General features: G+C 41.2%; 17 protein-coding genes and 1 tRNA gene. 6 read left to right on the top strand and 12 right to left on the bottom strand.

Annotation, left to right across the window (positions count from 1 at the left end):
• Positions 1-14 precede the first annotated feature (14 nt).
• Positions 15-1,241 carry an HD domain-containing phosphohydrolase gene (locus AN390_RS12065; RefSeq protein WP_055254773.1) on the top strand — a complete coding sequence of 409 codons (1,227 nt, stop codon included), beginning with the start codon at positions 15-17 and terminating at the stop codon, positions 1,239-1,241.
• Here AN390_RS12065 and AN390_RS12060 read toward each other — a convergent pair.
• Positions 1,201-1,524, bottom strand: a complete 324-nt coding sequence (locus AN390_RS12060) for a hypothetical protein (RefSeq protein WP_029772472.1) — start codon at positions 1,522-1,524, stop codon at positions 1,201-1,203. The two genes, AN390_RS12065 and AN390_RS12060, sit on opposite strands and share 41 nt — an antisense overlap.
• 281 nt (positions 1,525-1,805) lie before the next feature.
• On the opposite strand from AN390_RS12060, the gene AN390_RS12055 reads away from it, so the two are divergent.
• Entirely contained in the window at positions 1,806-3,074 is a 1,269-nt protein-coding gene (locus AN390_RS12055) for an outer membrane protein transport protein (RefSeq protein ID WP_029772473.1), read from the top strand.
• A gap of 105 nt (positions 3,075-3,179) precedes the next feature.
• Here the strand turns inward: AN390_RS12055 and AN390_RS12050 are convergent, their stop codons facing one another.
• From AN390_RS12050 to pepA, 3 genes are all read right to left on the bottom strand, one after another.
• Entirely contained in the window at positions 3,180-6,032 is a 2,853-nt protein-coding gene (locus tag AN390_RS12050) for a valine--tRNA ligase (RefSeq protein ID WP_055254771.1), read from the bottom strand.
• Between the two features lie 55 nt (positions 6,033-6,087).
• The gene (locus AN390_RS12045) at positions 6,088-6,534 is read right to left on the bottom strand and encodes a DNA polymerase III subunit chi (RefSeq protein ID WP_024031635.1); all 447 of its coding nucleotides are present in this window, start codon (positions 6,532-6,534) and stop codon (positions 6,088-6,090) included.
• A gap of 268 nt (positions 6,535-6,802) precedes the next feature.
• Positions 6,803-8,314: a leucyl aminopeptidase gene (gene pepA, locus AN390_RS12040; RefSeq protein ID WP_029772475.1), complete on the bottom strand. Its 1,512-nt coding sequence runs from the start codon at positions 8,312-8,314 to the stop codon at positions 6,803-6,805.
• 308 nt (positions 8,315-8,622) lie between these two features.
• On the opposite strand from pepA, the gene lptF reads away from it, so the two are divergent.
• Together lptF and lptG are read left to right on the top strand one after the other, a co-directional pair.
• On the top strand, positions 8,623-9,735 hold the full coding sequence (gene lptF / locus AN390_RS12035) for an LPS export ABC transporter permease LptF (protein ID WP_024031637.1): 1,113 nt from the start codon (positions 8,623-8,625) through the stop codon (positions 9,733-9,735).
• Positions 9,732-10,799: an LPS export ABC transporter permease LptG gene (gene lptG, locus AN390_RS12030; protein WP_031289389.1), complete on the top strand. Its 1,068-nt coding sequence runs from the start codon at positions 9,732-9,734 to the stop codon at positions 10,797-10,799. The genes lptF and lptG overlap by 4 nt, the downstream gene beginning before the upstream one ends.
• Before the next feature lie 295 nt (positions 10,800-11,094).
• On the opposite strand, the gene AN390_RS12025 is transcribed toward lptG, so the two are convergent.
• A complete protein-coding gene (locus AN390_RS12025) occupies positions 11,095-11,595 on the bottom strand; it encodes an RDD family protein (RefSeq protein WP_055254769.1) in 501 nt (166 codons plus the stop codon).
• Between the two features lie 306 nt (positions 11,596-11,901).
• On the opposite strand from AN390_RS12025, the gene AN390_RS12020 reads away from it, so the two are divergent.
• Positions 11,902-11,986: transfer RNA gene (locus tag AN390_RS12020), tRNA-Leu, on the top strand.
• 255 nt (positions 11,987-12,241) lie between these two features.
• Here AN390_RS12020 and AN390_RS12015 read toward each other — a convergent pair.
• The 7 genes from AN390_RS12015 to AN390_RS11985 all read right to left on the bottom strand — a co-directional run bounded on the left by AN390_RS12015 (position 12,242) and on the right by AN390_RS11985 (position 19,900).
• Entirely contained in the window at positions 12,242-13,015 is a 774-nt protein-coding gene (locus AN390_RS12015) for a polysaccharide deacetylase family protein (RefSeq protein ID WP_055254767.1), read from the bottom strand.
• On the bottom strand, positions 13,012-13,731 hold the full coding sequence (locus AN390_RS12010; RefSeq protein ID WP_055254765.1) for a GDSL-type esterase/lipase family protein: 720 nt from the start codon (positions 13,729-13,731) through the stop codon (positions 13,012-13,014). The genes AN390_RS12015 and AN390_RS12010 overlap by 4 nt, the downstream gene beginning before the upstream one ends.
• Before the next feature lie 78 nt (positions 13,732-13,809).
• On the bottom strand, positions 13,810-14,103 hold the full coding sequence (locus AN390_RS12005) for a hypothetical protein (protein WP_055254763.1): 294 nt from the start codon (positions 14,101-14,103) through the stop codon (positions 13,810-13,812).
• A complete protein-coding gene (locus AN390_RS12000; RefSeq protein WP_055254761.1) occupies positions 14,103-14,570 on the bottom strand; it encodes a DUF4405 domain-containing protein in 468 nt (155 codons plus the stop codon). The genes AN390_RS12005 and AN390_RS12000 overlap by 1 nt, the downstream gene beginning before the upstream one ends.
• 119 nt (positions 14,571-14,689) lie before the next feature.
• On the bottom strand, positions 14,690-16,645 hold the full coding sequence (locus AN390_RS11995) for a TonB-dependent receptor domain-containing protein (protein ID WP_055254759.1): 1,956 nt from the start codon (positions 16,643-16,645) through the stop codon (positions 14,690-14,692).
• Between the two features lie 108 nt (positions 16,646-16,753).
• Positions 16,754-17,668 carry a LysR family transcriptional regulator gene (locus AN390_RS11990; RefSeq protein WP_024031645.1) on the bottom strand — a complete coding sequence of 305 codons (915 nt, stop codon included), beginning with the start codon at positions 17,666-17,668 and terminating at the stop codon, positions 16,754-16,756.
• Positions 17,669-17,830: 162 nt separating this feature from the next.
• A complete protein-coding gene (locus AN390_RS11985) occupies positions 17,831-19,900 on the bottom strand; it encodes a bifunctional 2',3'-cyclic-nucleotide 2'-phosphodiesterase/3'-nucleotidase (protein WP_095206769.1) in 2,070 nt (689 codons plus the stop codon).
• Between the two features lie 135 nt (positions 19,901-20,035).
• Here AN390_RS11985 and AN390_RS11980 point away from each other — a divergent pair, with 135 nt between their 5' ends.
• Complete coding sequence (locus AN390_RS11980; protein ID WP_055254757.1) at positions 20,036-21,469, top strand: amidohydrolase family protein; 1,434 nt, start codon at positions 20,036-20,038, stop codon at positions 21,467-21,469.
• Positions 21,470-21,482 lie beyond the last annotated feature (13 nt).

Here is a 21,482-nt window from a genome sequence, read left to right as displayed (position 1 = left end):
AAAACGCTTCTGCCATGCTCATCGCGTTACCCATTTCAGAGCTCACCCCAGGTATGTTTGTTGACAGTGTTACCAAACAGCATGAAGGGCTCAACAGTATAAAAATAAAAACCAGTGGCTTAGTGCGAAACCAGGCAATTATAAAACGCTTAGTAACCGAAGGCGTTTTAGAGCTGCTTATCGACTTTACCAAAGGCGATGCCGCCATACCCGATAAGTACAAACCTAAGAGTGCGCCCTCACAAAAGAGCACCACATCAAGCAGTAAAACAAAGCCACCTGTTGTAAAACCTGCGATTACCCTTGAGCAAGAATTTGCCAAAGCTAGCATCAACTTTGAGCAGTATAATCGCAAGCTGCAAGCTTTGTATGGTGATGTAACCACAGGGTTGTCGGTTAATTTAAAGGTGATTGATGAAATGGCTAACGATATAGTCAGCTCGGTATTTAGAAATACCAGTGCAATGACCATTTTAACCCGCATAAAAGACAAACATAGTTACAATTGGCGCCACATGATTAACTGCGCTATTTTCACCGCCGTGTTTGCTAAATATTTAGGATATAAAGAAGAAGCCGTGCAGCAGCTTGCTATGGGCGCGTTACTTCACGACTTAGGCCAAGCTAAACTCCCGCAGGGGATTATTTCTAGGCCAAGTAAACTCACTAGCAGCGAAATGGATATTATTAAACGCCATGTGGCTCAAGGTTTAGGTTTGGTTAAAGGTGAAAAAGGCATTACCCCCCTTATACTCGACATGATAGTTAACCACCATGAACGATTAGATGGCTCAGGCTATCCGCGTGGTATTACAGCTGAAAAGCTTAGCCGCCCAGCGCGCATAATGGCGATTGTTGATGTGTACGATGCGCTAACAGCCGATAGACCGCATCAAGAAGGGGATGAACCCATTAATGCGCTGCGTTATTTGTTGGCTAACAAAGAGCTATTTGATGCAGAGCTAGTACAGCACTTTATTAAATGTTTAGGTGTGCACCCAGTAGGCACTATTGTTAAATTAACTAATGAGCGATTAGCTCTCGTGCTCGAGGGCAATAAATCAAATCCCATCAAGCCTAAAGTTAAGCTATTTTATAATGCTAAACACGGGCACCACGTCACCCCTAAAGACTTAGACTTAAATGAGCCTGATCAAAGTATTAAAATAGTGTCGAGTATCAAGCCACTCGACTATCAAATTAATTTGGCTCGTTTGTTAAAAGAGCACTTGTTGAATTAGCTTTTTTACAGCGCTTAAGTTTTTCGCGTTTAGCAGAAATATAAGCGCCTAAAAAACAACTCGCCATTAACGTTAGCCATAATAATGTTCCTTGCTGTACATGCAGTGCAATACAGCAAAAAGCTAACGACACTAATGCATTTAGCATGGCCCCTAACCAGTAATGGTTTACGGGGTTATCGCATTGGCCGGCTTGTGTGCAGGCACAATAGTTTGCTTTATAAAAACAAAACACACTGGCGCCACAAAAAATGAGCCCTGCAATAATAAGTAAAATGATCACCTATTTGCTTCCTTTGTGATTTTGTAATGAGTTTAAAATGCAGGGAATTACAAGTCAATCTAAATGATAATTAATTACAATTAGAGTATAAGCTCTAATAACACATTTCTGCTCCGATGAGTTTTAAATAGTTGTTAAAATGTAGTTAAAAAACGTGTTTTTTGGTGTTTTTTGTCGCTTTGTTACAGTTTTTTATAAAAAATTAAGGTAGTGTAGCCAAGTTTAAAATCCTAATAACAACACATAGATACCCAAACGCTTGTTTGGTTAAGGACACAACAATGAAATTTTCTAAAACTCTTATTGCAGCTTCGCTTGCATTTGTTTCGGCTGATAGTTTTGCAGCCGCGTTTCAATTAGCAGAGCAAAACGCGTCAGGTTTAGGCCGTGCATACGCAGGTGAAGCATCTATCGCAGATGATGCGTCTGTTGTTGCTCGCAACCCTGCATTAATGACTTTATTTAAAGATAAGCAACTTAGTGTTGCTGCTATTGGTGTAATTCCAGATGTGAGCTTAGAAGGGACGCAAACCAATAACGGTATTGATCCAAGTGCCCTAGATGATGACAGCATAGCACCAAGCGCAGTAGTACCTGCCGCTTACTTTACTATGCCGTATAACGATAAAGTATCACTAGGTTTTGGCGCGTTTTCTAACTTTGGTTTATCTACAGAGTTTAACGATGACTACGTAGCGGGCCAAATTGCAGGCGAGACAGAAATTTTCACCGTTAACCTTAATGCAAGCGTTGCTTATAAAGTAACTGAGCAATTTAGCTTTGGTATTGGCTTAAACTACATTTATGCAGATGCAACCGTAATCCGTAAAGTAGGCGCTAATACAAGCGGCTTTGATTTTGGTGCTGATGCAGTAAACCTTCAAGGTGACGACACAGGCCTAGGTTTAAACGTTGGTTTAATGTACCAACTAGACGAAAATAGCCGTTTTGGTTTTAACTACCGCAGCGAAACAGACATCACATTTGAAGGTGATTTCTCAAATGACTTACCAGTAGCTGTAGGCGGCACTGGTGGTGCACAACTACCGGGTTCTGTAGAGCTAACGTTACCAGCTATTGCTGAGTTTTCTGGTTCTCACCAGTTAGATGAAAAACTTGGCTTACACTACAGCGTATTATGGACAGGTTGGAGCAGCTTTGAGTCACTAGAAGCGCAAGTAACTGCACCAACAGGCGACAAGTTTGTTGCTTTTGAAAAGCAAGAGCAGTTTGATGATGCGTTTCGTTACTCTATCGGTACAGATTACCAATACAACGAAGACTTACTACTTCGTGCAGGTGTAGCGTTTGATGAGTCGCCAGTATCGCAAACTCACCTTTCTATCTCTATCCCTGATACAGACCGTTTTTGGTTCTCGTTTGGTGGTAACTACACTATCGACACGCAATCAAATGTTGATTTAGGTGTAAGTATTATTCGTGGTAAAACACAAACATTTACTGAAGCTGATGAGTCAGGCAGTGAGTGGGGCTTTGAGTCTAAAGGCCACGCTGTACTTGTTGGCGCACAGTACAACTACAAGTTTTAATGTAGCTATGCCTTGTGGTTAATCGCAGGGCACAAAAAAGCCGCTCACTTTAACAGTGAGCGGCTTTTTTAATGCCTGCTAAATTGCTTTAGCAGGCAACTAAAATTATAAGCTTTCTATTTTAGTTTTTTGCTCAAGTAGCTTGGTTTTAGCATCAGTGAATTCAGCAAGCTTCGCGTTCTCTTTTGCAAGTACGGCTTCTGGTGCGTTATTTACAAACTTTTCGTTAGCCAGCTTGTTTTGCACTTGGGCTAGGCCTTTTTCTGCTTTTTCGAGTTGCTTGTTAATACGTGCAAGCTCTGCTTCAACGTCAATTAAGCCCGCCATAGGGATCATAATTTCAAGGTTGCCAACATAGGATGTTGCACACGCTGGTGCATCGTCTTTGTTTTCAAGCAGGGTGAACGATTCAAGTTTAGCAAGCGAGGCAATAAATGACTCGTTCTCGTTAATACGGCGCACATCATCGCTTGATGCGTTAGCTAGCAACACGTTAAGTGGCTTACTCGGGCTGATGTCCATCTCACCACGAATAACACGAATTGCTAAAATAAACTGTTTAACCCACTCTAAGTCGTCCATAGCTTGGGCATCAACGTTTGCTTCATTATAAACAGGGAAGCCCTGTACCATGATGCTGGTGCCTGCTGTTTCAAGCCCTGCCAGTGGTGCAACGCGCTGCCAAATAGTTTCGGTAATGTATGGCATCATTGGGTGCATTAAGCGCAGTAGGCTTTCTAGTACCGTAATGAGTGTATTACGTGTACCACGTTGCTGTGCTTCATTGCCTTTAAATAATACCGGCTTAGTCAGCTCTAAGTACCAATCACAGAACTGGTTCCAAGTGAATTCGTAAAGTGTGTTAGCGGCTAAATCAAAGCGGTAGTTATCAAGATGTTCAGTGTAGGTTTTAACCGTTGCTTCAAATTGACCTAATATCCAACGATCGGCTAACGAGAACTCTTTTTCAGCATCGTTGAAGCCACAATCTTGCTCTTCTGTGTTCATTAATACGTAACGGCTTGCGTTCCATAGTTTATTACAGAAGTTACGGTAACCTTCTAGGCGGTTCATATCCCAGTTGATATCACGACCAGTTGATGCCATTGCTGCAAGGGTAAAGCGAAGCGCATCGGTACCGTGTGCTTCAATACCATTTTCAAATACTTTGCGCGTATCTTTTTCAATTTTTGCAGCAAGTTTAGGCTGCATCATGTTACCGGTACGCTTTTGTACTAAATCTTCAAGCTCGATGCCGTCAATCATATCTAGTGGGTCAAGTACGTTACCTTTTGACTTAGACATTTTATCGCCGTTGTCATCACGTATTAGGCCAGTAACATACACTGTTTTAAACGGCACTTGCGGCTTACCATTTTCATCTTTTATAAAGTGCAGCGTCATCATGATCATACGCGCAACCCAGAAGAAAATAATATCAAAGCCCGTTACTAACACGTCAGACGGGTGGAAGGTTTTTAAATCATCCGTGTTCTCTGGCCAACCTTGCGTTGAGAACGTCCAAAGCGCAGATGAGAACCAGGTATCAAGTACGTCTTCGTCTTGGCTTAGCGCAACATCATCGGCAATGTTGTTGTCGCGGCGTACTTCAGCTTCATCGCGGCCAACGTAAACGTTGCCTTCGCTGTCGTACCAAGCTGGAATACGGTGACCCCACCAAAGCTGGCGTGAAATACACCAATCTTGTACGTCGTTCATCCACGAGAAGTACATGTTCTCGTACTGTTTAGGCACAAACTGAATGTCGCCATTTTTAACGGCATCTTTTGCAGGTTCTGCAAGTGGCGCAACACGTACATACCATTGGTCGGTAAGGAGTGGCTCAATGACCACACCAGAGCGGTCGCCGTAAGGTACAGTTAACGCATGGTCTTCGATTTTTTCAAGTAAACCAAGTTCTTCAAATTCTGCGATAATCGCTTTACGTGCAGCAAAACGGTCTAGGCCGTGTAAGCGCTCAGGAATTGGCGCATCAAACTCAAGTTCTTTACCGTCAAAGGTGTATGTTTCTCCTTGGCTAAGAATGGCTGCGTTTTTATCGAAAATATTGATCATTGGCATTTTATGACGCTTGCCAACTTCGTTATCGTTAAAGTCGTGTGCAGGGGTGATTTTTACACAACCCGTGCCTTTGTCTTTATCAGCGTGTTCATCTGCAACAATTGTGATACGACGATTTACGATAGGCAGTAAAATCTCTTTACCAATTAAATCTGTGTAGCGTTCGTCATCTGGGTTTACTGCAACACCTGAGTCACCTAGCATGGTTTCTGGACGTGTTGTTGCTACGACAATGTAGTCTTTGCCGTCTTGTGTTTTAACGCCATCAGCAAGTGGGTAGCGCAAATTCCACATGTGGCCTTGTTTGTCTTTGTTTTCAACTTCAAGGTCTGAAATAGCTGTGTGTAATTTTGGATCCCAGTTTACTAGGCGCTTACCGCGGTAAATTAGGTTTTCTTTGTGAAGACGTACAAAGACTTCTTTAACCGCTTCAGATAAGCCATCGTCCATCGTAAAGCGTTCACGGTCCCAATCAACCGATGCGCCAAGACGGCGAAGCTGTTTAGTGATAGTACCGCCAGATTCGTTTTTCCATTCCCAAATTTTATTAATAAAATCTTCGCGGCCTAAATCGTGACGTGTTTTACCTTCTTCAGCGTGTAGTTTACGCTCAACCAACATTTGCGTTGCAATACCCGCGTGGTCAGTACCTACTTGCCATAATGTGTTGTTACCTTGCATACGCTTAAAACGCGTAAGGGTATCCATTATTGTATCTTGGAAGGCGTGGCCCATGTGCAAGCTACCGGTGACATTTGGCGGCGGGATCATGATCGAATACGGTACGCCTTGGCCAGATGGCTTAAAGTAGCCTTTTTGTTCCCAGTCTTGGTATAGCGACTGTTCAATATCTTGCGGATTGTAGGTTTTATCCATTACACAGAACCTTAAATAAGTACTTAAATTAGTTGGTTAGCTTTATCCTAAACGGCTAGCTATTAATCTCTTGCGTGCTGATATTGGCACCAAGTTGGCGCAGCTTTTTAAAGCGCTCACGAGCGGCTTGTTTAGCTACAGACTCTACTGGTACAAAATCAAAAACTTGGCTAAAACGCCTAATAAAATCAGGCAGGTTATTAGCTAAGTTAATTAAAACGTTACGTTTGCCAACAGGAGGCGTGGTGCCTATTTCTACTGGTGCGCCGGCTTTAGGGCCTTCGCCTTGCAGGTTATGCGGCACAAAACTGTCGGGATCAAATGCCCAAATGGTTTCGTCAATGGCATAGGCGGTGTGTTCGTTATCTACAAAAATAAATACACGATGCCCTAATCGATACTGCTCTGCGGCAATTTGAGCTGCTAAAGCAAAATGATCATCAGCCTGCGCTTTAGATTCATCTTGTTGCTTTAGAACGAAAAATTGAGCATTCATGTTCATTGTATCGGGGTTTCCCATGACATTGAATGTGCACATAGTTGATACACATAAATTAAGAGGCAGATTTTGCCATATAACGGGGTTTGCTTCAATTAATACCCAGATAATTACAGCAATAAAAAAGGCGCCAAATGGCGCCTTAATACAAGTTAAATAACCTAAGCTCTGGTTAAAATATTTTTGCCTATGGCAAATAAATTTAACGTTGTTAGCGCTAAAAATATCTGCTGAGTGGCTTTTCTAAATAAGGCTCAGGTTAATTAGGCTATTAGTCGTGCGTAGCTTCGCTTACACCCGCTCGGTTTAATAAATACTGAGTAAGCATAGGAACAGGGCGACCCGTTGCACCTTTTTTAGCGCCACTGCGCCACGCGGTACCGGCTACGTCTAAGTGAGCCCAGTTATACTTTTTAGTAAACTTAGATAAGAAACACGCTGCGGTAATAGTACCAGCAGAGCGCCCACCTAAGTTTGTAAAATCAGCAAATGGGCTATCGAGTTGATCTTGATAGTCATCCCACAGTGGTAACTGCCATGCACGGTCGCCACTTTGCTCAGACGCTTTTAATAAATCATGCGCAAGTGGGTTGTGGTTTGACAGTAAACCTGTTGCGTGTGCACCAAGGGCAACAATACATGCGCCTGTTAGTGTTGCTACGTCAATTACTGTATCTGGGTCAAAACGCTCAACGTAAGTTAACGCATCACATAATACTAATCGGCCTTCGGCATCAGTATTAAGCACTTCAACGGTTTGCCCCGACATTGTTGTTAAAATATCGCCAGGGCGATACGCATTAGAGCTTGGCATGTTTTCACAGCCGGCTAAAACGCCAATTACATTAATAGGTAGCTGCATTTGTGCCAGTGCGCGCATAGCGCCAATTACACCGGCTGCGCCGCCCATATCGTATTTCATTTCATCCATGGCTTCGCCTGGCTTAATTGAAATACCGCCTGAGTCAAACGTTAAGCCTTTACCTACTAGCACAATAGGCGCTTGCTCATCGCTTGCACCTTTGTAGTTAATAACCGACATAACCGATTCGTTATCACTGCCGCGACCAACTGCTAAGTACGAGTTCATACCTAGTTCGGCCATTTTTTCTTCGCCAATAATATCAACGGTGATGTTGTCAAAATTGCTAGCCAGCTCTTGCGCTTGTTCGCCTAAATAAGCAGGGTTACAAATATTAGGTGGCATGTTGGCTACGTCTTTACATAGCTTACTACCTGCGGCAATGGCTAAACCATGCTCAATAGCGCTTTCACCAATGGTCAGCTCGCGACGTGTTGGTACGTTAAACACAATTTTACGAAGTGGACGACGAGGGTCTACTTTTTTGCTTTTTAGCTGGTTAAATGTGTATAGGCAATCTTGTGTTGTTTCTACCGCTTGGCGAACCTTCCAGTAGGTATCACGACCTTTAACGTGTTGCTCTGTTAAAAAGCACACCGCTTCCATTGAGCCGGTTTCGTTTAAGGTATTAATTGTTTTAGAAATTATTTGCTTATATTGCTTATCATCAAGCTCGCGCTCTTTACCACAGCCAACAAGCAATACGCGCTCGCTTAAAACGTTAGGTACATGATGCAATAATAAAACTTGCCCCGGCTTACCTTCTAGGTCGCCACGGCGTAGTAAATTTGAGATATAACCATCGCTGATTTTATCGAGTTGTTCACCAATGGGGGATAACCTACGTGGTTCGTAAACGCCAACGACAATACACGCGCTGCGTTGTTTTTCTGGGCTACCACTTTTTACGTTAAATTCCATTGTTACTCCTGGTTGTGAGTCATATACGCTATTAATTGGGGCTAAAAAAATAAAATCTAGTCTTCGCTACGCAACTTATGTAGAGATAATCTTAATTTTAGCTGATTTTTTCTGACTCTTACTGTGTAATTGAACTTTATATGTTTAAGGGCTACTAATGCAACAATATATCGTGCACTTAGGTAGGATAATTAATTTTGTTAGCTTATAATAACGACTTATTTACCAGATAAAACTGGGTAAAATAGCTACTTTATTATCAAATTATCACTATTGTAGTGAAATTCTATGTTTAACAGGGGCGAGCATTGCTTATTTTTCGTTATTTGACCGCTGAGGTTTTAAAATCGCAGGTCGCCGTATTTTTAACTTTAATGACCATTTTTGTGTCACAAAAGTTTGTGGTTATTTTAGGAGATGCTTCTGAAGGGAGCATTCCTGCCAAGTTAGTATTATCGATGATTGCGCTTAAACTGCCGCAATTAGCTTCGCTGATCCTGCCATTGAGTATATTTTTGGGCATTATTTTAGCCTACAGCCGTATTTACGCCGACAGCGAAATGACCGTTCTTAAAGCCTGTGGGGTGAGTGAATGGTATGTGGTACGCGTTACTTTAATTTCGAGTGTGGGTTTGGCTATATTAGCAGCCTCTCTCACCATGTACCTTGCGCCGTGGGCGAGTGAGCAAGAGTACCAATTAAAAGAGCAAGCCAAAGCCGATGCGGGCTTATCTGCGTTAAGGGCTGGGCGGTTTCAACAAACCGGTAATGAAAAAGCCGTGGTGTTTATTCATAACATTGAAAACGGCGGTAAAGAGCTTAACAAAGTATTTGTAGCGCAACTGCCGGATACCGAAAAAGATGACCTTGCACGTTTAGTGTATGCCGAACAAGGCGTGGTGGTAGAGGCAATAAACGGTGAGCAACAATTAGTGCTAACCGATGGTAAACGCTACGAAACCGATGGCAAAACACCGGCCCTTAATTTAACGCAGTTTGATGGCTACAGCGTACAAATACGCGAGCAAGAAATAGAGCATCAGCGCCGTAAATTAGAAGCAATACCTACTAATCAACTATTGCCACTCAATACCTCTGAATCTATAGCCCAGTGGCAGTGGCGTATTGCAATACCGCTTTCTATTCCGTTACTAACGTTAATAGCAGTACCGCTAAGTGTGGTTAATCCGCGCCAAGGTAAGTTTGCTAAATTAGTGCCAGCCATTAGCTTGTACTTAGGTTATTTTATCTTACTCAATGCTGCAAAATTTGCCGTAGAAGATGGCAAAATACCGCCTTCAATTGGTTTGTGGTGGATTCACTTGAGCGCTTTATTTATAGGTAGTTTATTAATTATAAAAGGTCGCCCATTGGGCGCCTGGCTTAAAGCCGTTGTAACAAAACGGGAGTTAAGCGCATGATGAAAACACTCGATTGGTACTTAGGCCGCAGCATTTTACAAACCACCGGATTTGCTTTGTTGGTGCTAGTAGGAATTAGTACATTAATTAAGTTTATTGATCAGCTAAAGTCGGTTGGTCGTGGCAGTTACGATTTAATGACCGCAACGCTTTACACCTTTTACAGTATGCCGGGCGATTTAGTTATATTCTTCCCGATGGCCGCGCTTATTGGTGGCTTAACAGGCTTAGGTGCACTGGCTTCAAACAGTGAGCTGGTGGTAATGCAAGCTGCGGGTATGTCGCGCTTGCAAATTATAGGCTCGGTAATGAAAACCGCCGTGTTTATGGCTGTGTGTATGATGGCTCTTGGTGAGTGGGGCGCACCAGAGGCGCAACAACACGCCAAAGAAATGCGTAATCAGGCAATTTATGGCGGCGATGTATTCAATGCACAAAAAGGCGTATGGGCTAAAGATGGCAACAACTTTATTAATATTGAAGATGTAGATCAAAACGGCCGTTTAAACGGTGTGCACATGTATCAATTTGATAAGTCACTCGATTTAACTCAAATAACCAAAGCTAAAGTGGCCATTGGTCGTGATGAAGGTTGGCTATTACGCGATGTAAACAAGGTTCATATTAGTGATGAGCAAATAAGCAGTGAACACATTGATGAAGAGTTTTACCCTTCGCAATTAACGGGCGAAAAGCTTGGTGTTGTATCGGTAAAGCCTGAGTCGCTTTCCTTTACAGGGCTTTGGTCGTACTTAGGATATTTACAGCAAAATGAGCAAGATACCAGCACCTATGAGCTGGCCTTGTGGCGTAAGCTAATGCAGCCTGTGTCTGTTGCCGTAATGCTACTGGTTGCACTGTCGTTTATATTTGGCCCGTTACGTACCGTTACTATGGGTGCGCGTATCATTATGGGTGTAGTAACGGGAATTGTATTTCACTTAATAAATGAGATATTTGGCCCTGTGGTAATGGTTTATCAAATACCCGCTATTATAGGCGCGGTATTGCCAAGTATACTATTTATAGGCTTTGCTACGTACATGATGAATAAGCGGGTATAGCCGTTATAAGCGCTTATTTAATACTAAAAAGGTGACCTATGGTCACCTTTTTTGTTTTTATAATGCGTTATTCAAAAACTAATACCATTCAGCTTAATTAAGTGATCAATTTTGAGGCTGGAAAAACCTGTTGATAGCTAGGAAAAAAATCGCTATTTAGGTTCTCGGCAATTGCTCCTGCATTGCTCTACCTTCTGCATCCATGCAGCCGTAAATGAGAATTTTTAACGCAGGTAGCGGCACGTTTAGCCCAGCAAAATGATTAAGTATTATTGCGCATTGGTATAAATCAGTATTAATCTAGCTCGCGGTAAATACGTTTGTTTTCTTCTTTTGTAAGGGTAATTACCTCAGTTTTTGAGATATAGTCTTGCAACGCTTTTTTGTTTTTAAAGTCAATTAATACCACAAGATTACCTAAACCAAGCAGGGCGCTTAGGCTGCGAACAATAGACTGCGGCCAACTAATTAAGCTTCCTTCACTAGTTTGTACTTTTAAACGCCATGCGCGCATGCCAATAGTTTGCCCGCTTTTAGTCCAAAAATAGCCAAAAAATACTAAAGTAACAATAACAAGTAAGGCACTTCGAATACTCGACAGCAGCAGTGACTCTTGAATAAGTGCCGATACATCTTCAGCACCATTTAAACTAATAACATCAAGTGAAATAAGCCCTTGTACGGCAAACAAATAGAGCACAACCGTTAACATAGCAAACGCAATAATAGCTAACGTATCATAAACTAACGACGCAAAACGACGCCAAAAACCAGCTCGTGGAAACTCACCCGACATAAATACACTCTCACTGTTAATATGCGCGCTAGTTTAGCAAAAAAGCTCACAAATACTAAGCGCTATAGTTCAGTGATATACCTTAGCGTTATTATTAGCTGTATTTAATACTTCAACCAGTAAACGACATTTTGCACAGGCTGTCTAAATGTTAAGCGGTTGATCAGGCTAATGTCATAAAACGCTTGCTGCCACCTCTATTGTTTGTATAATGCTTGGCATAGAGACGAAGGCACATAAATAATCCTGAGCTCTAAAGTGGTTTTTCTTTATCTTCTCGTGTTTAGAAGGTTAAAGAAAAATGACGCCAGCGTGATGAAATTGGTATACATGGGGGATTCAAAATCCCCTGCCGAAAGGCGTGCCGGTTCGAGCCCGGCCGCTGGTACCACTTTTTATGACCCTAACCAAATTGGTTAGGGTTTTTTTATGCCTGAAATTTGTGTCGGGGCGGACTCGAGCGCCACTCAGAGTGGCGCTAATATCAGTGGTAGTACGCCCGCTAGGTAAGAGTGAACCGAAACGAAGTTTCGCAGTTACTCGAAGTGAGTTAATGGATTAACGATGGATACTGCTTCAGGATGAATTAATTACTCTTACTTCATTAAAATGGGCTTATATGAGCTTTACTTAGCACTGCGCACGCTTATTTATTCTCTAAAAACGCGATGAACTCTCCAGCCGATACATACCAAATATCATCTTTATTTGAGATTGTTTGAACGAGCTTTTCGGCGTAATCCCAGTTGTTATTTACTGTGTTTTTATCAAATTCCCACGAATGACCCCAAATCATCATTACAGTGAGCTTATTGCTTTTAAGCGCAATATATTGCTCTATTAATGGCATTGCTTTTGAGTGGTGAGCGGTTGGGTTCCATGCCGTGTAGTTGGTAGGGAGCTCAAAATTAAGAGTGTCGTTTACTGTTCGGGCATTAGTAAAGCCCGCTTGCTTTACTAATTTCATAGCGGTTTTATCGTAAGAGCCTAAAGGGTATGCAAAAGAGTGTAAGGGGTTGCCTTTTATGGGCGATAAAATGTGCTTATCGCGGGCTAATTGTAATTTTAATTCTGCTGTATCTAAGCCCGCAAAGCCCGGATGTGAGTAACTGTGGCTTGCTATTTCATGGCCTTTATAAAGTGTTTTTACTTCACTTTGTTTTATATATTCGCCTTCTTTACCGGTAAAGGCTTTCATCCAAGGTAGCTTTTTAGCAAATAAACCTGAGTTTAAGTTAAACGTACCAACAACCTGGTACTTATTAAATAGTTCAACAAGCTTTCTGTCTTGTATGACGCCATCATCGTAGCTAAAAATAACAGCTTTAGTCGCGCCGTTAGGGTAGCTTTTTAAAGGTGCTTTACTGGCTGCACACGTAAAGCTTGCCGCCATTAATATAGCAATTAATAAACTCTTCATTTTAAGGTTTTCATTATTGATGCAAGCTGTTTAGCCCAAAGGTCATAGCCTGCCTTATTTAAATGGGTGCCATCGGTCGTGAGCGATTTTTTAAGCGTACCTTGAGGGCCTAAAAATACGGGGTGTAAGTCTATATAGGTAAAATTTGCGTGCTCAATTGCTTTAATTTGTTGGTTAACCGTTTGCGCCATTTGCGTAATAAAATTGCGATGATCGGGCAAAATACTTTGTACATAAATTTGTGTATTTGGGAGTGAGTCATTGAGCTGAGTCACTATTTTTTCGATATTTTCACTTACCGACGCTAAGTCTTTAATTTGCTTTATATAATGGTAATTAAAAATATCGTTTACACCAATTTTTAAAAATATAGCTTTAGGCGGGGCTGCTTTTAATTCGTTTAAACGCGCTAAAACACCGTAGGTCATATCGCCACTAATACCGCGGTTTCTTACGCGCAGGTCGTTAAACCGAATGCTCCAATTTAGCCCTTGCTCTGTAATGCTATCGCCAATAAATACAATATCGCCTTTGCGTAAAGGTTGTAGCTTAAAAAGGGCTATACGCTCAGCATAGTGGTTTTTTAGCCATTGCGATTGAAATGGAATTGCCTTTTCGGCATTAGCTTTAAAGCTTATTAATACAGCACCTATAATTAATGTGCCAAGTAGAAAACTGATGTGTTGGAGTGTGTAATTACTTGGTTTATAACTCATAAAAACCTGCGCTTATAGACATACTAACTTAGCAATGTATCTATAAACGCCGGTTTTTGATACGTGTTGCATTCGTATTCAGGCTTTGTTTTTAACCACCCTTTTTATTAAGCCTAATAGTTTAGCAATCCCTAAAGTAAGTAACATAGGTACGCCTATTAAAATAAGCTCTTTTACAAAGGGTAAAATGTACATCAAAATAGGGGCTATTTTCGGCTTTTCACCCTCAGCTGCACCGTGGGAGTATCCCTGCTGATTTATTTGTGCGGCCCAATCGGTGAGCTCTAAACTAACCAGTAAAAGGCTCACTAAAACAGATACAACTAACACAATGCTGGTGCGGGTTTTCCACTGTTGTTTTAGGTGCTTCATTATTTAGCCTCCTTGGCAAACATGCGTTTAGTCAGTTTTACTATCCAAGAAAAATTAAGCGCTAAATGCACACCTAGCATGGGCATAATAAAGGTGGCTGAATCGTGATGTATTTTCGACCAAAAGTCTTGAATGTTTAAACTAATATTAAGTGCGGGTAGTAGAGCTACCGACACTAAAAAGCCACTTACAAATACTAATAACATCATTATATAAAGTAGGTAATCCCACACTATATTAAAGCGCTCGCGTGCTGTTATATTGGCAAATAAACGGCCAAAACTGCGTGTTACCCAATCCCAATGTAGCAATAAATGTATAACAAAAGGGATAATAAAAAATAGGCTAAACCATTCGTGTAAAGGGATGCCAGTGGCTTGAGGTGCACTTACTAGCATAAAGCTAATAAGCAGTAAGGTGTCCATTACATAACGGAACTTTTGTAAGTTTTGTTTCCAATCAGACATTATTGACCCTGAAATAATTTATTTATTATTTATGATTGACGCTATTTAAGGTACGCCCCCCTTAAACAGCAAAAGGCTCAATAAAATATTGAGCCTTAAATCATGCGCAAATTATTAAATTAAAAAACGTAAGACGCGCTTAATTTAACATTACGACCCGCTTCGTAATCTTGCACTGTGTCGCTTGAGTATGAAGCGTGAGAGTAATACGTTTTATCAAAAATATTCTCAACACCTAAGGTCATGCTTAGTGCTTCAAGCTGGCTTGGTAGCCACTGCATGCTGATGTTATGAACCTGATAACCCACTTTATGAATATCAGCACCGCTTGATACAGAGTCATCAGTTCTGTTAACTAGGCTGGTCCAGTTAAATTTTAAGTCGTATTTTGGTACTTCGTAGCCAAGGTTTAGTGAAATGCTATCACCTACTTCATAACGCAGTTGCTCGCCAGTCTCTAGTTGTTCAGAGTCTGACTTAGAGTAACTTAAACGTGCACTAAATAGCGCTTTACGCAGTGAAAGCGTTGATTCAAAACCATCTATATCGTAATCACCCGAGTTTTCATAGGTACCAATTGGGCGACCTTTACCAATTGCCCAGTTGTCTATGTAATCTTCTATACGGGTTTTAAACAGGTTTAATGAAAAACCAAATGAGTCTAAGCCCATAATGTTTTGATCTTTAAAGGCAAAACCAATGGCGTTATTTACACCGGTTTCTGCTTTTAGGTCTTTATCAAAGTTAGTACTGTAATCAACATAGCTTTCACGCAGGCCAGGACCTTGAAAAAGTTCTGTTGAGCTTGCGTTAACACTCCAGTTATCGTTAATTAGGTATTTAGCCGCTAAACCAAACGTTAACTCGTTCCACGATTTATCTAACGAATCGTTAGTACCGGCTGAGTACATATCTACTTTAAAGTAGTTGTAACGCACGCCAGGGGTTACAAATAACTGATCGGTTACAGCGATTTCGTCTTCAATATAAATAGCGTGAGAGTCGGCAGTGTCTTTATTGGTTTGTACGTGGTTTTCGATACGTTTTGATACCTGCTCATATCCTTCGCCGCCGTAGCGTAATGTATGGTTAAATCCAGCAAGTGCAATTTTAGATGTTGCAAGGGCAGTGTAGCCCGTATGCTCAGAGTTACCCTCAGTTCCTAGTGCAATATAGCTTAGTTCGTTGCGATAAACGCTAGCGCGTAGGGTAATGGCATCGCCTTTATCTAGCTCGTAGGCAAGTGAAGTGCTGGTACGTGTGTAGTCAATATCTTCTGTTTGCGCGTCTGAATCTTCAGCAAAGCCTGCACCAAAGTTGGTTTTTACGTAGTAATCGCCTTCATCGTTATATCTGTCGTATGAGAACACTAAACGGTTACTCTCGTTTACATCCCAGCCGAGCTTGAAGATGCCATCTACCGTGCGGCCTTCGTTACCTGTAACTTCTTTACCATTGCCGTTTTCAAAGTTATTTCTGTCGGTGTAGGTGTAGTAGGCAAGGGCGTCTATGTTGTCGGTTAGCTGACCATATACCGCAGCAGAGCCACCTGCGTAATCATTAGTACCTAAGTTTGTGTATAAGCGCGCGCCAAAATCTTCACCTGGCTCTAGTAAATCTTTAGCATCTTTGGTTTCAAAGGCTACACCACCAGAAAGGCCGCCAGTTAGCACCGAGTTAGTCCCTACTTTTATATCTACTGCTTTTAAAATATCAGCATTAATAAGTAAGTTTCCTGAGTGGTGGAACATATTATTGTTTTGGCTAATACCATCAACAGTAATGTTTAGGTCTAAATCGTCAACACCACGAATATTAATACCTTGTACAATAGAGTGCGAGCCACCTACGTCAATACCAGCTTGGTCACGCAGTAAATCACTTAAATGGTTGGCTTGTTTTCTTTCAATATCGTCTTGTAATAGCGAGTCATTAGTAATTGTTGTGCCCCATACTTCAATGGTTTCTGAGGTATCGGGAGCTTGTTCCGCTAAGCTTATGAATGACATACCAGTACACAAAGTACCAATAACAACGTTAAGCGCATGCTTATTAAATGGGAGCGTGTTTTTCATGGTGAGTATGTTTATCTAATTTTAATATTATTAAGAATGATTCGTATTAAACCGTTCACCGCCTTAAATGGCAATTTAAAATACATACCCTACATGAATAACAGTTATTTAAACTTCAAATACTTTATTTTTTACAAGCTCTCTAAACCATTGACATACAGGGTCATTATGGTGGCGTTGATGCCAGTATAAAGCCACTTGTGCATACTCTGAGCTAAGCTCTGGGGGCGGGGTTCTGGCAACTACGTCATGCTGTTGGCACACATCTGCAGCAAAATGATTGGGCACATAAAATATTAAATCAGTGTTTTCAGCAATGCTGCCAATACTGTAAAAGTTTTTTAAGCGTATTGGTGTCGCTATATTATCAATGCCTAGCGCGGCAAAATTTTGTGCAATAGTTAATGCTTTTTCACCCTGAATTGATATTTGCCCAAAATTACAATCACGCAATAAATCAACGCTTAATTCTTGTTTAGCCAGCCTGTGGGAGCGAGCCATTACTAATTTAAACTCGCGCTCAAACAACGGTTGCTGATATAACTTACCCTCTGAATTAGCGGGCTTGTGGCCAGTAATCACAAAGTGCGTATCGCCTTTAAGCAAATCAGAAAACTGCGGCTTAGGCAGGGTGTCTATTTCAAGGGTGATATTAGGCGCTTGCTCGCGAACATCTTTAATTATTGTTTTTATAAATAAATGCATTTGCGGCGGTAGGCCAAACAGTTTTATGGTGGCAGTGCTGGTTTTAGGGTCGAAGGTTTGTTTGTTAACCAGTGTTTCTACCATATTTAAAATAGAATTTAGGTCTTGCTGAATTGATTGCGCTTTTGGTGTTAGCTCATACCCTCCAGCCATTCTTATTAATAATTGATCGTCAAACAAGGAGCGCAATTTACTTAACGAGCGGCTTATAGAAGGTTGGCTCATGCCTAAGGTTAAGGCGGTATTGCTAATATGTTTTTCGTTTAAAAGCTGCTTTAAAATAATAAGAAGGTTTAGATCGAGCTGATTTAAATTCATAGTTAGGTTTGCAAGTTATCAGTATTTCAAGCCATTATCCTAGCACTTAAACAGAGCTTGGCGTAAATGTGTTTTTAATAAAAATAAGCCAGCACATCAAAATACACCGCTGTTAAAAAACAAAAACCAGCAATTAAGCTGGTTTTTGTAGGTTATGTGCGATTAGTTTTTTAAATCTATGGTGTATAGCGCAAAACCATTTTCATCTGTTTTAAGTGGTGAGGTAGGCGCAACAGCAGGGAGTGCTTGTGCAATAGTAGCTACCTCATCAAGCGGTGATGTTCTAAACACAACGTTTAGCTCTGTGCTGGTGGTCACGGTGCTAAAGCGCCAGTTATTATCGGCCGAAGGGTCAATACTGCCTGTGCTACTTTTAGCGGCTTCGCTAATAATGTAACTACGCAGCACACCGCGGTTTTCATCTGGGCCTTCAAATGTTTCACGGCTAGTACCGTCAATCGCCGGGAAGTTACCGCCGCCCGATGCACGATAGTTATTAGTTACAATTAAAAACTCTGCCTCTAAATCTATCGCTTCACCTTGGTATTGCAAGTTAGTAATGCGCGAATTGTTTTCACTTATTAATACCCCATCGTTGTCGTATCGTTTTGGCTGAGTGACGTCAATTTCAAAGGTAACACCGTCAATAATGTCAAAGTTAAAAGTGGGAAAAGTGGTATCGAGTAGGTTTTGCTCAGCGCTGCTGTTTACATCAATTTGATTAAACTGACCCGCAGAGCGTTCAAGCCACTCTTTAACATCGCTACCTGTTACTTTTACCATACGAATAGTGTTTGGAAACACATATAAACTAACGGTATCTAGTAAGGTAATATCGCCTGCTTTTACATTGGTGTAATCTTCAATACCATTGCGGCCAGCTCTAAAAGGGGCAGCTGCCGAAAGCACAGGTAAGCCATCAAGCTCAGTGCCTTGAATAAACGCTTTACCCCACGCTATTTGTGCATCTGATACTATTTGAATTGACGGGTCGTCTTGCACCAAAGCAAAAAAGCTATAAATTGGGTTTGAAATTTCAGCAAATGGTTCGCTTACCCAATCAATCGTTGCTTGGTGTTCAAGCTCAATTGCGGCAGCTACATCGGTATCTACAGCAGCTAAATCAATAAAGTCGCCGTTTTCATCTGTACCACTAATGGCGCGGGTTTCTACTTTTGAGCTGGTTACTTCCCAGCCGCCTTCATCGTTTGGCTCAACAATTAAATCAATAACCCCTAAGTTATTGCCAAAAAAGCCAGGCATAACAGCCGGTACGCCATTAAGTTTACCGTTTACGTTATCAATACCCGCCGATTCATAGCCATCGTACGACGAATCACCCGGAAACAAACGGTGGTTATGACCAAACAATATGGCGTCTACGTCATCTACTTTAGACAGGTAAAGGGCCGTATTTTCAGCGAGGTCTTCTTGGGCGCTGGCTGTTAACCCAGAGTGCGGAATGGCAATGATAATATCGGCGCCTTGTGCTTTCATTTGTGGAATGAACTTTTCAGCAGTAGCAACAATATCTTTAGCAATGACCTTACCTTGTAAGTGCGCGCTATCCCATTGCATAATTTGCGGTGGGGTAAGGCCTAAGTAACCAATTTTAATTGTTTGTTCGTTGCCGTTTATATCAAATACGGTTTTATCTTGAAGGTAGTACGGGGTGTAACGGTTTTCATCGTTGCTGTCGTCATCATCACCATCATCAACGTATACATTGGCATTAATATACGGGAAGTCGGCACCACTTAATGTGGCATCTAAAAACTCTAAGCCAAAATTAAATTCATGGTTTCCTAAGTTAGCAACATCGTAATCAAGCAAGTTCATTGCTTTAAAGGCCACATGGGTTGCGCCATTTAAAATATCGTCTTTACGTACAATCGCTTCGTAATCGCCAAGCGGGCTGTTTTGAATTAAATCACCATTATCAACAAGTACACTGTTTTGCACTTCATTGCGGGCTTCTTTTATAAGGGTAGCGGTATTAACAAACCCTAAGGTTTCTGATGGGGCTTGTGCAAAGTAATCGTAGTTAGATAAATACATGTGTATGTCGGTTGTTTCCATCACGCGCAAAGTAACCGGTGCAGGCTCTGGTGTTTCTACAACGACAGGGTCGTTATTATCGTTATCATCAATGTCGCAGCCACTCAATGCGAGTGCAATAGTCAGTGCCAATGTTGATTTTAAAACGTGCTTTTTAGCGATTCGATTTTTCATAGTCATTCCGTGTAATTTAAAAAGAGTACAGTAAAAAAGATTTATTAAAGTATGATGAATTAAAATGTGAATCCAGATTTACATTTTTGGGTGGTGCATTTATAGTAATGTCTTCTACCCAGATGAGCACACACTATGAGTATATCTATGTACGCATTTAAAAAAATTAAAAAATCTTTATTATTAATTGCTTGCGCTTTAACTAGCTTTACAAGTTATGCAGTTGATGAGCAATTTGTACGTTATCAAGCGGGGCGTTATGCAATTAAAAATATCACGTTAATCGATGGCACCGGCAAACCGGCACAAACTAATCAAACGGTTGTAATAAATAAAAATAAAATTGTGAATATAGGCGCCACAGCAGAAGTAGGCGTCGCTAAAGGTGTGAATATTATTGACGGTAGTGGAAAAACATTAATTCCGGGATTGGTGATGATGCATGAGCACATGTTTTATCCAACTGGCAAGGCTCATTACACCGAAATGCTTTACAGCTTTCCTCGCCTATATTTAGCAGGCGGTGCAACCACAATTCGTACTGCAGGCACCACTGCACCATATGCTGATTTAAAATTAAGAGATGATATAAACGCAGGTAAAAGTTTAGGCCCAGATATAGATGTAACGGCGCCGTATTTAAATGGCCCCGGTTTACCTATTTTAAAAATAAAGTCGCTACGCGATGCAGACGATGCTAAAAAAATGATGGACTACTGGGGCTTAGAGGGGGTTACCTCATATAAAGCGTATATGCATATTAATCAAAATGAGCTTGATGTTGTTATTAAAAAAGCGCACGAGCAAAATAACAAAGTAACGGCTCATTTATGTTCAGTTACATACCGCGAAGCAGCCGCTTTAGGTATTGATAACCTAGAACATGGCTTTTTTGCCGCCACCGACTTTGTTAAAAACAAACAAAAAGATGTATGCCCAAGTAATAAAGACGTACAGCAATCGTTTGTTGAGTTAGATATAAACTCGCCAGAAGTAACGAGCCTAATAAATTACTTAGTGGCTAAAAATGTAGTACTTACCTCTACACTTACTGTATTTGAAACCTTTACTAAAGGTCGCCCTAAAGCCTACCCAAAAGCACTTGATGCATTAATACCGCAAGTACGTGATCAGTACGAGTCGCGCTTTGAAAAAATAGCAAAGCAGAGCGAATCTAGTTGGCCTTTAGTATTTAAAAAAATGATGCAGCTAGAAAAAATGTTTGTAGCCGCTGGTGGTAAATTAATGGTGGGCACCGACCCAACAGGTTATGGCGGCGTTATTGCTGGCTTTTCCAACCAGCGTGCAATTGAATTACTCGTAGAGGCTGGGTTTATGCAGCCACAAGCAATAAAAATAGCTACGTTAAATGCAGCGCAGTATTTAAATAAGCAAAATACAATAGGTAGTATTGAAGTAGGTAAACATGCCGACTTGGTTATTGTTAATGGCGACTTTGCTAAAGATGCGTCGGCTATCCGTAATATGGAAACTGTATTTAAAAATGGTGTAGGCTATAACTCAACAGCACTTTTCGATAACACTAAATCGGTTGTTGGGCTTCATTAAAATAATAAAGGAA

It is taken from the genome of Pseudoalteromonas sp. P1-11 (genome assembly GCF_001399995.1).
GTDB classification, from domain to species: Bacteria; Pseudomonadota; Gammaproteobacteria; order Enterobacterales; family Alteromonadaceae; genus Pseudoalteromonas; species Pseudoalteromonas atlantica.
The sequence above is the reverse complement of the archived record's forward strand: the minus strand, read 5'-3'. Positions and strand labels throughout refer to the sequence as shown.